Annotated in this window: 13 protein-coding genes; 8 read left to right on the forward strand and 5 right to left on the reverse strand. The window is 68.6% G+C overall.

All coding sequences use genetic code 11. From position 1 onward, the window contains the following. Nucleotides 1-36 precede the first annotated feature (36 nt). The 3 genes from LZ199_RS33845 to LZ199_RS33855 all read right to left on the reverse strand — a co-directional run bounded on the left by LZ199_RS33845 (nucleotide 37) and on the right by LZ199_RS33855 (nucleotide 4,531). On the reverse strand, nucleotides 37-561 hold the full coding sequence (locus LZ199_RS33845) for a hypothetical protein (protein ID WP_253997891.1): 525 nt from the start codon (nucleotides 559-561) through the stop codon (nucleotides 37-39). 13 nt (nucleotides 562-574) lie between these two features. Continuing rightward, the gene (locus tag LZ199_RS33850; RefSeq protein WP_253997892.1) at nucleotides 575-2,143 is read right to left on the reverse strand and encodes a DUF6923 family protein; all 1,569 of its coding nucleotides are present in this window, start codon (nucleotides 2,141-2,143) and stop codon (nucleotides 575-577) included. Between the two features lie 420 nt (nucleotides 2,144-2,563). Next, nucleotides 2,564-4,531 carry an APC family permease gene (locus tag LZ199_RS33855; protein ID WP_253997893.1) on the reverse strand — a complete coding sequence of 656 codons (1,968 nt, stop codon included), beginning with the start codon at nucleotides 4,529-4,531 and terminating at the stop codon, nucleotides 2,564-2,566. Nucleotides 4,532-4,833: 302 nt separating this feature from the next. On the opposite strand from LZ199_RS33855, the gene LZ199_RS33860 reads away from it, so the two are divergent. From LZ199_RS33860 to LZ199_RS33870, 3 genes are all read left to right on the forward strand, one after another. Then, nucleotides 4,834-5,628, forward strand: a complete 795-nt coding sequence (locus tag LZ199_RS33860) for a hypothetical protein (RefSeq protein ID WP_253997894.1) — start codon at nucleotides 4,834-4,836, stop codon at nucleotides 5,626-5,628. A gap of 279 nt (nucleotides 5,629-5,907) precedes the next feature. Next, nucleotides 5,908-8,091 (forward strand): methyl-accepting chemotaxis protein, encoded by a 2,184-nt coding sequence (locus tag LZ199_RS33865; RefSeq protein ID WP_253997895.1) that lies wholly within the window; start codon nucleotides 5,908-5,910, stop codon nucleotides 8,089-8,091. Between the two features lie 28 nt (nucleotides 8,092-8,119). Further along, entirely contained in the window at nucleotides 8,120-8,506 is a 387-nt protein-coding gene (locus LZ199_RS33870) for a hypothetical protein (RefSeq protein WP_253997896.1), read from the forward strand. Here LZ199_RS33870 and LZ199_RS33875 read toward each other — a convergent pair. Beyond that, the gene (locus LZ199_RS33875; RefSeq protein ID WP_253997897.1) at nucleotides 8,500-9,315 is read right to left on the reverse strand and encodes an SDR family NAD(P)-dependent oxidoreductase; all 816 of its coding nucleotides are present in this window, start codon (nucleotides 9,313-9,315) and stop codon (nucleotides 8,500-8,502) included. The genes LZ199_RS33870 and LZ199_RS33875 overlap by 7 nt on opposite strands. Before the next feature lie 434 nt (nucleotides 9,316-9,749). Here LZ199_RS33875 and LZ199_RS33880 point away from each other — a divergent pair, with 434 nt between their 5' ends. The 5 genes from LZ199_RS33880 to LZ199_RS33900 all read left to right on the forward strand — a co-directional run bounded on the left by LZ199_RS33880 (nucleotide 9,750) and on the right by LZ199_RS33900 (nucleotide 14,184). Further along, the gene (locus LZ199_RS33880) at nucleotides 9,750-10,655 is read left to right on the forward strand and encodes a hypothetical protein (RefSeq protein WP_253997898.1); all 906 of its coding nucleotides are present in this window, start codon (nucleotides 9,750-9,752) and stop codon (nucleotides 10,653-10,655) included. 76 nt (nucleotides 10,656-10,731) lie between these two features. Next, on the forward strand, nucleotides 10,732-11,523 hold the full coding sequence (locus LZ199_RS33885; protein WP_253997899.1) for an enoyl-CoA hydratase/isomerase family protein: 792 nt from the start codon (nucleotides 10,732-10,734) through the stop codon (nucleotides 11,521-11,523). 95 nt (nucleotides 11,524-11,618) lie between these two features. Further along, nucleotides 11,619-12,203: an immunity protein Imm33 domain-containing protein gene (locus LZ199_RS33890; protein ID WP_253997900.1), complete on the forward strand. Its 585-nt coding sequence runs from the start codon at nucleotides 11,619-11,621 to the stop codon at nucleotides 12,201-12,203. A gap of 76 nt (nucleotides 12,204-12,279) precedes the next feature. Beyond that, the gene (locus LZ199_RS33895; RefSeq protein WP_253997901.1) at nucleotides 12,280-13,011 is read left to right on the forward strand and encodes a DUF7873 family protein; all 732 of its coding nucleotides are present in this window, start codon (nucleotides 12,280-12,282) and stop codon (nucleotides 13,009-13,011) included. Between the two features lie 519 nt (nucleotides 13,012-13,530). Then, nucleotides 13,531-14,184 (forward strand): tetratricopeptide repeat protein, encoded by a 654-nt coding sequence (locus LZ199_RS33900; RefSeq protein WP_253997902.1) that lies wholly within the window; start codon nucleotides 13,531-13,533, stop codon nucleotides 14,182-14,184. A gap of 3 nt (nucleotides 14,185-14,187) precedes the next feature. Here LZ199_RS33900 and LZ199_RS33905 read toward each other — a convergent pair whose 3' ends face one another. After that, nucleotides 14,188-14,325, reverse strand: coding sequence for a hypothetical protein (locus LZ199_RS33905; protein ID WP_253997903.1), 138 nt, complete (start codon nucleotides 14,323-14,325; stop codon nucleotides 14,188-14,190). Nucleotides 14,326-14,447: the final 122 nt, after the last annotated feature.

The raw sequence follows: 14,447 nt of genomic DNA on the forward strand, positions 1-14,447 counted from the left end.
AGCGGGAGCGCCGAAGCGCCCCCGCCCGTCCTACCCTCAGTGAACGATGAACGTCGAGGGGAGCAGGACCTTGGAGCCGCGGCCCTGGAAGAGGCTGTCCTTCAGGTGCAACTGGATGACGACGTGCTTGCGCTTCTCCAGCTCCGCGCGCCTGGTCGTGAAGAGGATGGAGCCCGAGCGCGCGTTGATGAGCCCCGGCGCACCAGCCTCCCGGAAGGCGCCCACGTCATCGAAGTGCACGCGGACATCCGCCGTGTCGGCCTCCGCCGGCAGGTAGAAATACCCCAGCAGATAGGCCTGGTCCGTCTTTGACAGGTCCATCGACCGCGCGGACGGAGCGAGCTGGAACGGCAACGACTTGCCCTGCGCCATGACTTCGATGCGCCCCACGCCCAGCAGCACCTTCTCGTACAGCTCCGTGTCCTGACCGAGCAGCCGCAGCTCGAACCGGTCTCCCTCGGGCACGTCGACAGGGTCGGTCCCGCTGTTGGCGTCACACGCGCTCAGCGTCAGCGCCAGGAACATCCCTGACAAGGCCATCCATCTTGAGTTCGTCTTCATGTCATCCCCCCTTTCAGAACCGCGGTTCCACGGCCCGCTCCTGCCCCAGCAGCGGATCCAACTTCCAGATCTTCTTGCTCAGCGGCACCGCCCTGCGCTGCCCGGCGCGGTTGTGCTTCTCCAGCAACCGAAGCGCCGGCTCCAGCATCATCCGGCTGGGAGTCACCCACGCCTCCATGCCGGTCAGCGTGGGCGCCTTCGTGCCAAAGAACCGCTCGTTGCACGTCGCCGTCAACAGCTCACGGGCGACCCGCACCTTGAGGGACTCGAAGTCAGAGCGGACTTCCCCATTCTGGGAGATGCCCGGGTTGGCCCAGAGGATGCCCAGCGCGTTCTCCATCGTGGTGACATTGCCCAGGTTGCCCAGCGAGATGGGGCCTTGCGCCAGACACTGGCTCAGGGCCTCCTCACTGGAGCCGAAGAAGCCATGATCCCGCGTCAGCATCGGCGTGCCGTTCCCACCCACGGGCGGAGGCGGCGGGAAGGCGCAGGCCGCACCGTCCGCGAACTGCGTGGTGGGGCCGGTGGAGACCGTGGTCAGCGCCCCCGTCACCAGGTTCACCGAATAGAACGTGTTGGCCAGGTTCACGTTCGCGTTGGTGGAGCCGTAGAAGAACAGCTCCCCTGAGGAGGTGAAGACCGCGGAGACCATCGAGTTGCCCACCGACAGCGTGCCATTGATGCGAGTGGGCAGGATGAAGTCCGTGTGCGTGCCCAGCAACGGATTGATGATGGTGACGCGCTGGGTGGCGCTGTTGAAGCCATACAGCAGGCCGTTGATGGGATTGACGGCGAAGTCGGCGACCCGGAACGTCGCGGGGGTGCCCACGACGACGTCAGACAAGGTCGCGCCCGTGGTGGTGTTGACGCGGACCAGGTGGTTGCTCGTGATTTCGAACCCCAGGTAGGAGCCGTCGCCCAGGATGGCGCCCGCCCCCCAGAGGGCCGTGCTCCCGGCGCCGGTGATGAGCGGCGCGATGATGTTCGCCGAGCCGTTGGCGTCCACCCGGATGAGGTTGGGCGCATTCACCCCGTCGGAGTTGACGGCATACAGGAAGCCATCGACGTGGTTGAACGCGAGCCCGTTGTACGGCAGCGACGTCGAACCCTGGGGCGCCAGCGTCGACGTGGCGGGGTCGAACACGTAGAGGCGCGAGGGCCCCACGGGCAGGCCGGAGGTGGAGGAGGACGCGGTCGAGATATAGACGGTGTCATCACACGACAGGATGCGCTCCTGGGCACAGAGCACGTTGACGGTGTCCTGGGCGGAGCCACTGTCCCAGCCGATGTTGAAGACGTTGGTGAACGACACGTTGTCATCGGGCGTGGAGGGGTTGGAGTCCAACCTGCCCAGGGCCTCACAGGCCTCGAAGTTGGGCACCGGGAACGTGCACTGATAGGTGACGTTGCCACCCACCGCCACCGTCAGCGGCGGCGCGGGAGTGAGGCTGCACGCCGACAGGAGCGGGTCCTGCGCCAACAGGAGGATCGACTCCAACGTCGGATGGATGTTCGTCGCGCTGAACGTGAAGGTGAGCGTGTTGGGGTAGGTGTTGATGGTGGCGAGCTTCACGCCGTTCACCAGCTTCTCCGCTCGGAAATCGTGGGCCCATACACCTGGGGCCCATAACGCTCCACCGAGCAGGACTCCAAACCATCTGCGATTCATCTTTGCGCCTCCGCGCCCTTGGGGGTTTGCTGACAGGGACGCCGGACGCCCTGCACGGAGGGTGCCCGCTTTGGCTTGGTTCCCAAACTATTCCGACTGAGGTCTGGGAATGCCCGCCAGTCTTGAGCATCTGCTGGCCAGGTATCATGAACAGACAGACCTTCTCGGATGCCGGGAGCCCGAGAGGCGATATCTGATGAATGAATGGCGTGGCTTCCATCCCCGAGGGCAATGGCTCCTGCGGGCCAGAACGCGCGGCAAACAACCTACACGGAAAGTTTGACGAAAGAGCCCTGCAACAATTCCAGTCGAGCCGCGATGAAGCGGCGCGCCTCAGGCGGGCGCCACGGGCTCGGACTCCCCGGCGGGCCCCAGGGCGGAGCCGGGCTGGGCCTGGTCCCCGGTGCGCAGGTACCAGGGCACACTGATGATGACCAGACGCCGGGCACCGGACAGCAGCAGCGTGCTGCGCAGCAGCTCGGAGCGACGTCCGTACATGACGGCGCGGTACCACTGGCGCTCCAGCAGCTCCGGCAGGACGACGGCCACCGTGCGGTGCGGGTCCTCCGCGAGCAACCCGTCCACGTAGTCCAGCAAGGGCTGCACGAGCCCCCGGTAGGGAGAAGCCACCTCCTCCAGCCTCGGCACCTGGACACGGGCCCGCATGGCGGGCTCCTGGACGAGGGTGGCCCACTGCTCGGCGAGGGCGCCCGGTGCGTCCTCCTCCTCGTCGGTGCGCACGTGCACCGCGCGGACGTCGAGGCAGAGCCCCAGCGCGAAGCGAAGGGCCGTCTCCGAAGCATGGGACCAGCGACTCATGGGCACCACCGCCACCATGCTCCCGCCCGGCTCCAGCGTCATGGGGCGACTGAGGCCCGTCGTCTCGCGAACCCGCAGATAGGCCCGGTGGACGCGGCTGAAGAGCAGCACGCCCAGCGGGATGATGACGACGGCGGCCCAGCCGCCATGCGTGAACTTGGCGACGATGACAATGGACAACGCCAGCCCCGTCAGCAGCGCGCCCACGCCATTGAGGACGCGGCGCCACCGCCACCCCGCCTCGCGGCGGCGCGTCCAGTACACCACCATGCCCGTCTGAGAGAGGGTGAACGCCAGGAGCGCGCCAATGGCGAACAAGGGGATGAGGCGGTCGGTGATGGCGTTCGAGGCGAGGATGAGCAGCCCCGCCAGCACGGAGAGCAACAGGATGCCTCGCGAATACGCCAGTCGCCGTCCCCGGTGCACGAAGGCCACCGGCAGGTAGCGGTCCAGCGCCAGCAGCCAGCACACGCGAGGGAAGCCGGCGAAGCTGGTGTTGGCCGACAGCGCGAGGACGCCGAGGATGGACGTCATCGCCACGTAATAGAAGACACCCCGACCCGTCACCGCGGCCAGCAGCTGGGAGAGGACGCTCTGGTAGCCCTGGCCATCGGGCACGGTGGCCCCCACGCCATAGACGCGGCACAGCGCGGCCACACCCAGCAGCAACAGCACGAGGACCAGGATGATGAGCGACAGCGTGAGCCTGGCGCGCTTCACGGACGGCGCCCGGAAGATGGGCACCGCGTTGCTGACCGCCTCCACGCCCGTCATCGCGGTGCAGCCGCTGGCGAAGGCCCGCAGCACCAGCCACAGCCCCACGCTCGCCGAGGGCGGAGGCAGCGCGGGCGGAGGGATGTCGCTTGCTGGCACCCCGCCCTGCGTGAAGGCCCGGAAGGCGCCGACGGCGAGCAGGATGAACAGCGAGCCGATGAACATCCCGGTGGGCAGCAGGAAGAGCGCCCCGGCCTCACGCGCGCCTCGCAGGTTCACCAGCGTGAGCAGGCCCAGCAACCCCAGTGCGATTCCCAGGGTGTGCGGCCCCAGCGAGGGGAAGGCGGAGACGATGGCGCCCACTCCGGCGGAGATGCCCACCGCCACGTTGAGCAGGTAGTCCAGGAGCAGGGCGGAGGCCGCGAGCAACCCCACCCGCCGGCCCAGGTTCTCACGCGCCACCGTATAGGACCCACCTCCGCGCGGATACGCGGCGATGGTCTGCCGATAGGAGGCGGCCACCACCCCCAGCAACCCGACGATGCACGCGGTGATGGGAAACAGCAGCTTCACCCCCGAGGGCCCCAGCGGGCGCAGCACGGTGAGCGCGGCCTCCGGCCCATACGCGGCGGACGACAGCGCATCCAGCCCGAGCAGCGCCACGCCGGCGAGCACTCCGACCTGCTCGTGCGACGCCTGCGCGGTGGTGAGCGGCTTTCCGAGCAGCAGGTCCATCCCGCTCCAGCGGCCCTCCCTGGCCTGTTCCATGCCGCCCCCCTTTCATCCGGCCAACGGCGCCAGGGATTCCCCACGAGCAACCTGGGGACGCCCTGCTCCAGGTGGAGCGGGCGGCGCTCCAGGCGCGTGACTCCTTGTTGGAGGCGGCCGACCTGGGACGTCGTCTCATGACCTCACGTGGACACCTGCTCCCTTCCGGGGTGATGGGCGGCCAACACCCCGGGGGAGGTTGTGTCCTCCCCGGACGCTCGGCCCTTCAGTCCGCTTCACTGCGGCCACCCTCATTGGTCACTTCTCGTCCCACCCCGCAAAACGCATTGGAGGCAGCTCGTATGGCCATGAGGCACTGCTGGACGCTATCTGTCATCGCCACCCTGGGTATCTCCGGGACGGCGATGGCGCAGGAATCAGAAACCCGCGAGTCGAGCGCGGTGGAGATGGATGTCCGCGCGGCGCACGGGATGTCAGGCTTCCAGCTCGCGCTGGGCGTCAACCTGGGCCTGGGCGCGGGGCACGTCTACAAGGACGGCACGTCGCGCACGGGGACACGCGAGGACTTGAAGATCACCGACGCCGCCAACGCGTCCCTGCCGATACTCCTGGAGGTGGGCTACCGCATCAACCCCCGCATCTACGCGGGAGTCTGGGGCAGCTGGGAGAAGGTCTTCACCAAGACGAACGACATCTCCTGTCCGGAGGGCTTCGACTGCGACAACTCACAGTGGCGCGTCGGCCCCGAGGCGCGGCTCCACTTCAAGCCGGAGTCGAAATTCGACCCGTGGGTGGGGCTGGCCGTGGGCCTGGAGTTCCTCAAGAGCCACGTGAAGGGCGACACCCAAGTGCCGCTGCCGGGTGGAGGCACCGTGCCCGCGCGCATCGACACCAAGGTGACGGACCGGGGCCCCACCTTCGTCCGCCTCAGCGCCGGAGGCGACGTGCGCGTCTCGCGCTTCCTGGCCTTCGGCCCCATCGTCACCGCGTCGCTGGGCAGCTACACCGTGCGCACCGGCGACCAGACGGTGAGCATCACCGGCCTGCCCCCGCAGACGTCCGCCGTCACCGCCGTGGATGACGGCTTCCACGCGCTCTTCACCCTCGGCGTGCGCGGCATCTTCCGCTCCTTCTGAGGCGGGAGCCCTCCATGCGGAAGTCCGGGCGAGCCGCTCAAGCCGGCCGCCCGGGCCCGAGACGGGACTCCCCGCTAAAGCCTTCCCTCGCGTCCAGTCCTGACACGATGTCCCGAGACACCTGCATCTGGGTCACAATCGCCCCTCCTGAATGTTGGCGTGGCGCGTCGGGAAAGTTTCACTCTCACTTCCCTACAGGCCTTTCGGAACCCTTTCCTACATGTCAGGGATGCAGGCCTATTTACAGCCATGCGCTGGCAGTCGAGCATTGGCCTCCTCATGGCTGCCCACCGCCCCTCCCCGACACCCTTCGACAGCCTTGCCTCGCGCGACTCCATCGTGAGGCTTCACGCATCGTCGCGCCGCTCCTCGCGTCTGGTGCTGCTGGGCTGCGCGCTGCTCATCGCGCTCGTCCATGCCCCCACGGCTCGCGCGGAGGAGGAGCCGAGCTCCGCCGTTCCGTTGCTGGAGGGCTGGCGTTACCGCTGGGGTGACTCGCCCCAGGGCGCGGATGGAATCCCGCTGTGGGCACAGACCGCGAACGTCGCGGACGAGTGGCGCACGATGGAAGCGCTCAAGCCCCCACCGGGACGCGGCAACAACATCTTCCTGTGGATCAGCATCCCGCTGCCGCAAGGCCCCTGGGCGGAGCCCGCGGTGATGCTGGGTGAGGTCACCAATGCCGTGGAGGCCTACGCCAACGGTCAGCGCGTCTATGTGAGCGGACGGCTGAACACCTCCGGCGCGGAGCTGTCCGACAACATGGCCTGGCACGTGGTGCCGGTGCCGCGCGCCGCGCTCGGTGGACATCTGCTGCTGCGCGTGCAGTCGAGCAACCCGAACATCGGCGTGGCGCAGGGCGCGTTGATCGGCTCCCGGCATCAGCTGCTCGCCAAGGTGACGCGCGAGGGCCAGGCGCCGTTCGTCATGGGCATGCTGCTGCTGGCGGTGGCCGTGGGCTCCGGTGGAGCGTTCCTGCTGCACTGGCGTCGGCGGATGCTCGCGGGCCTGGCGGTGTTCTCCGCCAGCGGCGGCTTCGTGCTGCTGGGCCTGAGCGGCATGCCCAACGCGCTGTGGGACGCGCCCATCACCGCCACGCGCTTCACGGTGCTCGGCATCTTCCTGCTCGTGTCGGGCCTCATCGAGTTCGTGTCGGACGCGCTCCTCAACAACCAGCGGCGCTGGTTCCGCATCGGCGCCATGGGCTACACGGCGCTCTGCGTGGTGGCGGCCCTGTCCGCCCTGCTGGACCTGGGCACCGCGCAGCGCATCCTGGTGCCCTTCCTGCCCTTCTCGTTCACCATCCTCCTCATCTGTTTCAGCGTGGCGGCGATGGAGGCGTGGCGCGGCAACCCCGACGCCCGCATCTTCGTGGCGGGCCTGGGTGGGCTCGTCCTCTTCCTCGCGCTCACGGTGCTGCCCGTCATCGGCGTGCTGCCCTTCTCGCTGGGCAACGTGTCGCACTGGGGCTACCTGGCGCTGACCCTGTCGCTGCTGGGCATCGTCGCGCGGCGCTCCATGGAGGTGGTGCGCTCGCTGGAGGCCCACACCCGGCAGTTGGAGGAGCGACAGCTGGAGGTGCGCAACCTGGCCGAGCGCATGGGCACCGGCGCCGGAGAGCTGGCCACGGTGGTGCAGCAGCTGCGCTCCACCAGCGACCAGCAGACCGAGGGCGTCAGCCGTCAGGCCGCGGCGCTGCAGGAGGCCGAGCAGACGGTGAAGGAGATTCGCCGCTCGTCGCAGATGACGGCGGAGAAGGCCAGCTCGCTGGCCGCGTCGGCCGAAGGCGCAGAGCAGGTGGGCCGCGAGGGCAGCGCCGCGCTGGAGCGCACGCTGGCGGACCTGGCGGCGATCCGCTCCGAGGTGTCGGAGATGGCCCGTCGCATCCTCGCGCTCGACGAGCGCACGCGCGAGGTGTCCGGCATCGTCGACTCGGTGAAGGACCTGGCGGACCAGTCCAACATGCTGGCCATCAACGCGGCGATTGAAGCGGCGCGCAGCGGAGAGAGCGGCCGCGGCTTCGGCGTGGTGGCAAGAGAGATGCGCGGACTGGCGGACCAGTCCATCCGCGCCACGCACCGCATCCGCGAGGTGCTCAACGGCGTGAGCGCCAGCATGCGGGAGGCGGCCCAGTTCAGCGAGAAGGGCGACGAGCGCGTCCGGCAGAGCCTGGATGCCGTGCGCACGTCCAGCGCCCAGTTCCAGGAGCTGGCCATCCTCATCGGCGACTCCAGCGCGAGCATGCGGCAGATCACCGCCGCCGTCAGCGCGCAGGACTCGGGCACCCAGCAGATGGCCATGGCCATCCAGGAGCTGTCCGGACAGATGCAGCGCACCCTGAAGACGGTGCAGGAGACGCAGGAGGCCACCCGCTCCGTCCAGGGGCTGGCGGAGAGCATGTCCGGCCTCGCCACCCAGTCGCTCCGGGCGGAAGGCTCCACCCAGGTCGCGCCGCACCGGTAGTCCTTCCCTTCCTCGGAAGCGAGGTCCCATGCGTCCCCAGTCCGCCCTCCCCGCCCTGCTGCTCGTGCTCACCGCCGTGGCTTCAGCGTGTGGAGGGGCGCACGGGGCGGCGGCGGACCCCAACCGGCCTCCGCCGCCGAAGACCACGGTGGCGGTGGAGAGCCGGAAGCTCGTGGACGTCAACCTCTACGCGCTGACGGGGACGCGGCGGGTGCGGCTGGGGACGGTGCCGGGGATGACCACGCGCAACTTCGTCTTGCCCCCCGACATGGTGGGCAACACGGACCGCATCCGCTTCGGCATCGAAATCATCGGCACCCTGGGCCACAAGAGCCTGGGCAGCGACAGGACCTTCGAGAGCGAGCAGGAGATGTCCGTCCGCCCCGGCGATGAGCTGTCGCTGACCATCTACTGACGAAGCCCTGTCAGCAGCCCTGGATGAGCCCCCAGCCCCAGGGAGGCATCCAGGACCGCGCCATGAAGGACGCGGGCCTGGGGCTCACAGAGCCAGCGCACCAGCTCCGCTATCTCCGACGCCTCAATCAAGCGCTGCTTCGGCAGCCGGGCGATGAGCGCGCGCCGGGCCTGGTCGCTCAGGGGCTCCAGGGTGCTGGCCCGGAACATCGGTGTGTCGGTGGCCCCGGGCGCCACGCACACCACCGTCACGGGCTCATGAGCCAGCTCCGCCGCCAGTTGCCGGGTCAGGAAGGCGATGGCCGCCTTGCTCATTCCATCCGCGGCACGGAAGCCGGGGAAGGCCGCGAAGGCGCCATCCACGCTGGACAGCATCACCACCGTGCCACCTCCCTGCTCCAGCATCTTCGGCACCAGCATGCGGGTCAGCCAGAGCGGGCCCAGGCAGTTGACCCGGAAGAACAGCTCATCCTCCATCAACGCCGACCCTCCGCCCTCGGCCTTGACGGTCTCCGTCCCCAGCGCGGCGTTGTTGATGAGGATATCGACCGGGCCGGGCAGGCCGCTGACCAACGCCTGCACCTGGCCCGCGTTCGACTGGTCCAGTGGCAGGGCCAGATGCCCCCGGTCCTCGTCCCCGCTGAGTTCCCGCAGCAGCGCCAGCGCGCGCTCCCTGCCGCGATGATAGGTCAGCCAGACCCGGTCCCCCTGGCCCGCCATGGCCCGCACCACCTCCGCGCCGATGCCGCTGGACCCACCGGTGACCAACACCGTCCGACGTGGCCGCACCGCTTCGCGCGATGACTTCATCGGGCCGCACCCAAAGACTGCTCGAACATGACCATTTCCTCCCCGGTTGGATTCATCTCGTGAAAAAGCTCGGAAGCCCATGAATGGGCCGCTGGAGAGCCGTGCGCCGTGATGACAAGTCTGGACATCACACAGCGAGACGGGCCACCACCCGACAGCCAATGACAAGGCGGCCGCCCGGGGGCACATATCATCCGGACAAGAAATCCGTTGCATCAGCGCCCGCGAGCGGAAGCGAAACGCTTGCAAGGATTCAACGGGGTGAAGCATCGCCCGTGACGAAACCGCTTCTTGAATTTCGATGAAGCAGAAACTCCAGAGAGTCACGCGCCGACAACGTGTGGACCCCTGGGGTCGAATCGCGGTGAGACACAGACGCTCGCCGCGCGCGGCCCGAGGACTGCTCGCGGGGACAACCCGCCTGGAGAAGAAAGATGCAGACGAAACGGATGTCTTCGTTCCTCGCCCTGCTGTTCGTGGGGCTCTCCGCATGTGGCGAGGGCGAGGCGGTGACGGACGCGCCCGAGGTGCTCGACACGAGCACGGCCGAGCTGAACACCGCCATCTACAACCGGGCACGCGCCTACGCGTCGGCCCATCCCACGCGAGACGGCGGCACGTGGGACCAGTGGTGTGCGTCGCTGATGTGGCGCTTCGGCGGATTCCCCGAGTCCTCCGCGCGGCCGTCGGCCATCGAGGCCTACCACGCGTCGACGCGGCAGCCGTACTCCGCCTCCCAGGCTCCCGCGGGCGCGTTCCACTGGTGGGACATCGGCTCGTTCGGACACGTGGGCCTGGACCTCAACGGCGGCGGCACCACTGTCTTCATGGCGACGCGGAAGCTGTCGCAGAGCTGGGGCAATGCCATCGGCATCAACAGCGTGTCCGGGTATTCGGCGGCTTCGGGCGCGCGGTATCTCGGCTGGTCGCTGGACTACGCGGGCAGCGTCATCCCGGACCACGGCCCGCTGCCCGGTGGTGGTGGCGGCGGCCTTCCCCGGACGTCCACGGAGGACGACGGAGTCCCCGGACCCATCTACTTCAAGCGCATCCAGACGGTGGGACAGCGGGACTTCGGCTACACGGGTCCCATCGACGGTGTCACCGGGCCCGTCACGGAGAAGATTCGCGTGAGAATCACGGCGCGCGAGCTCAACCGCCGGGGCGGCCCGCGCACCTCCGCGCAGGATGATGGAATCCCGGGCGCCATCTACTGGCAGCGCGTCCAGACGGTAGGCCGGGAGTTCGGCTACACGGGGCCCATCGACGGGATTCCCGGTGCGAATACGTACAAGGCCGAGCACCGCATCTGTGGCTATGCCGTGAACCGGGCGTTCTAGCCGACACGGCCCCTGCCCTCGCGCTCACCGTGCCTTTGGCGCCGAGCGCGAGGGCGGATGCGGTTACAGTCCGCTCATGACTGTCCAGGCCACGGGCGTGCTGCTCGACATTGAAGGGGGCGTCGCGACGCTCACGCTGAACGACGCCGCGCGCCGCAACGCGATGACTCCCGAATTGGGAGACGCGCTGCGTGCGCGGGTGGAGGAACTGCGTCGGAGGGACGACGTGCGCGCCGTCGTCTTCGCCGGAGCGGGCGGCACCTTCTCCGCGGGTGGCGACCTCCAGATGCTGGAGCGACTGCGCCAGGTCCCCTTCGACGAGGCCCGGGGCTTCATGCTCGACTTCTACTCGCGCTATCTCAGCATCCTCGACCTGCCCGTGCCCACGGTGGCGGCGGTGGAGGGCGCGGCCATTGGCGCGGGGCTGTGCGTCGCGCTCGCATGCGACGTGTGCATCGTCTCCGAGGACGCGAAGCTGGCCCTCAACTTCGTGCAGCTCGGCCTGCATCCCGGCATGGGCGCCACGTATCTGGTGCCGCTGCGAGCGGGCCCCCAGCGCGCCGCGGAGCTGCTGCTCACGGGCCGTCGTTTCGATGGCCGAGAGGCGGTGCGGCTGGGGCTGGCGCTGGAGGCCACCGCCGCGACGCAGACCCGCACCCGCGCGAGCGCGCTCGCGACGAGCATCGCGGCGAACGCACCGCTGGCGACGCGTGGACTCAAGCAGCGCCTTGGCCTGGACCGCGCGGGACTCCAACGCGCGCTGAAGGAAGAGGCCCGACTCCAGGCGGAGAGCTACGGCAGCGCGGACCTGGGCGAAGGGCTCGCGGCGGCGGCGGCACGCAGGCCCCCAGTGTTCCAGGGACGGTAATCCGCCCATCGACGTGCTTCCTCGACGCGAGGGTTCGCGACATGCTGCCCGGCGGCACTCGCGGTGGACGCGGGGCAGCGGCGGGAGGGATGGAGATGGGACAGCTTCGACTGGAGCGGCACCTGCACGGGGCGCACGTGGTGCTCATGTGCGCGGATGACGCGGAGGAACAGGCCGAGTGGGTGCTGAGCGTGCTCACGCGCCTGCCGCCCGGCGGCCTCATCCCCGGGCGCACGCTGCGCTTCGGCTGGTCCAGTCTGCGCCTGGACCCGCGCGGGGACTCGCTGGTCGTGACGGAGCCCGACTTCGACGGCGATCCGCTGAACGACTGGCGCGACGACATCACCGTGACGCTGCGCATCCAGGGGCGGATGCTGGAGACGACGCAGACGGTAGGCACCGAGCCCTTGTTTCCTCGCTACGGAGACAAGGTCGCGGCCGTGCCCGGGTGGGACCGGAGTCACCGCGTCGCCATGGCGCGCGCCCGGGCCCCCGAGGGCACCGACTCCGGCTGGCTCATCGTCCCCCCCGGCCCTCCGGGCGATGAGACCTTCGAGACATTCCCCGTGTATTCCCTGCTGCGTCGGCGTCCCGCGTTGATGAGCGCGCTCGCCCTGCCGGGAGGCTGGGTGGCGGAGTTCGAGGACGACGCGCTCGTGGGCTACGGAAAGCCCGACTGAGAATCGGCGTCCGCGTCAGGTACGCTCCGGGCGCACCGTCCTGGCCCCAACTCAAAAACGCGAAGACCCGAACCTCATGACCAAGCTCAATCAGATCATCGCCGTCGAGAAGGGCGTCAAGAACCGCTCCCAGCAGGAGCTGACGCAGGCCCACCACGACCTCCAGAAGCCGCAGCTGCTCAACGGCATCTCCCGCACCTATCAGCCCCGTGACGAAGAGGGTGAGCGCTTCCCTCCTGAGTCCACGCGCGTGCAGGTGCGCACCGACGACGTGCTGAAGAAGACGAAGGAAATTCTCACCCGGCTCTTCGACGTCACCGCCACCAAGGACCTCACCAACTGTCACGCCAAGGCGGACGTGCGTGTCGATGGCAAGGTGCTCCTCAAGGGCGCCCCCGCCACGTACCTCCTCTTCCTGGAGAAGCAGCTCGTCGACCTGCAGACCTTCGTGAAGAAGCTGCCCACGCTGGACCCGTCGGAGTCCTGGGTTCCGGACCCGGCGCAGGGCCTGTGGGCCACCGAGTCCGTGCAGACGGCGAAGACGAAGAAGGTCCCCCGCAACCACGTGAAGGCCGAGGCCACCGAGAAGCACCCCGCCCAGGTGGAGGTCTATTACGAGGACATCGTCGTCGGTTACTGGAAGACGGTGAAGTACTCGGGCGCCCTCCCCGCCGTCCGGGTCAACGAGCTGGTGGAGCGCGTGGAGAAGCTCCAGCAGGCGGTCAAGTTCGCGCGCGAGGAAGCCAACGCCGTGGAGGTGGAAGAGATGAAGTCGGGTGAGGTTCTCCTCGGCTATCTCTTCGGCTAGACTCAGCCGCGCAGTCCTTTCGGAGTACAAGCTCAAACTCAGCAGCAAGTTGACGCCGAGCGTTCCCGGGTCGCCTTCAGTGCAGGTTCAAGCCCTGCCCCCGCCATCTCCTACGGCGGGGTAGCCCAACTGGTAGAGGCAAGCGACATCAAGGGCCCGCGAAGCACCCCACGCTCAAATTCTCACTCCAGACTCAGCATTCGCTGTCGCAGGTCCGATCTACCGACTCCGCCCTTCTCCCCGAGATGCTGGTGCAATTCCAGCCCGCCGCTTCACTCGCTTGCGCGGCGGTCGTTCAATCGCAGGACACGGGGCATCACACTGAGGCGAAGTCTTAAACGTGCGGGCCTCACAAATGGCAGCACCCCGAGCCCGGTCAGGAGGACACCCTGATCGGGCTCACCTATTTGTCTCGTCGAAACTTCCAGCGCGGCTGTTTCACCTGGCGAACACGTCCCACCGTGGCGGCTCACATGGGGTTGCTCCCGGCGCGCGGTGCGACTTCAATGCGGAGTCGCGATGCTGTTCGGAAGCAAGACGCCGCCGTCCCGTTCGGAGCTCGTCACCGAGGCGGACCTGGCGCGCTCGAAGGGCCGGCTGAACAAGGCCATCTCCGGTTACAGGAAGGCGCTGGAGCTGGAGCCTAAGGATGCGGTGGTGCTGGGAAAGCTCGCGCCGCTGCTGGCCCGGGTGAAACAGCCGGAGGCCGCGCTGGAGAGCTTCCGCGCCGCGGCCCAGGTGCACCTGGACAAGGGCTTCGCGGACAAGGCGCTCGCCGTGTATGCGCAGGCGGCGGAGCTGTTCCCCCGGGAGCTGGACCTCTGGCGCCAGGTGTCTAAGCTCCACGTCGTGAAGGGACACCGCGCGGAGGCGGTGAAGACGCTGCTGCGGGGCCGGCTCCACTTCCATCGAGGCTCCGAGCGGCCCGGCGCCATCCTTCTCTTGCGAGAGACGCTGGCGCTGGACGCGACGCTGTTCGAGGTGAAGCTGGACCTGGCGCTGCTGCTGGCGCGACAGAAGCAACGGGACGAGGCGCTCGCGGTGCTGGAGCCCCTGGCTTCGGAGGCGAAGAGCCGCCGTCACGTGCGCAAGTTGAGGTGGACGCAAGCGCAGGTGACGCCGGGCGTGGGCACGTTCGCGGCGTGGCTGTTCGCGGCGCTGCTGGGCCGCTGAGCGTCAGTCCTTGAAGGCGATGGTGGCCGCGCCCGACTGGAGGTAGAGGAACAGGGGCACCCCACCAGTCCCAGCAGCGACGCGAGTCCCATCGAGATACCTGGAGCGCCAGCCCACCGGACGCGCCGCGCCTGGGGTCAAACGCTCGTCCCGCGCGGAGGACGACTCGTCACCGGCGTCGGCGCTTCCGTCACATCCCAGCCCTCGCTGTCGACACGTCCCGCTACGACACGGTCCTCCAGTGCCTCCGGCGTTCTCCGGCG

Source organism: Myxococcus qinghaiensis, assembly GCF_024198215.1.
GTDB classification, from domain to species: Bacteria; Myxococcota; Myxococcia; order Myxococcales; family Myxococcaceae; genus Myxococcus; species Myxococcus qinghaiensis.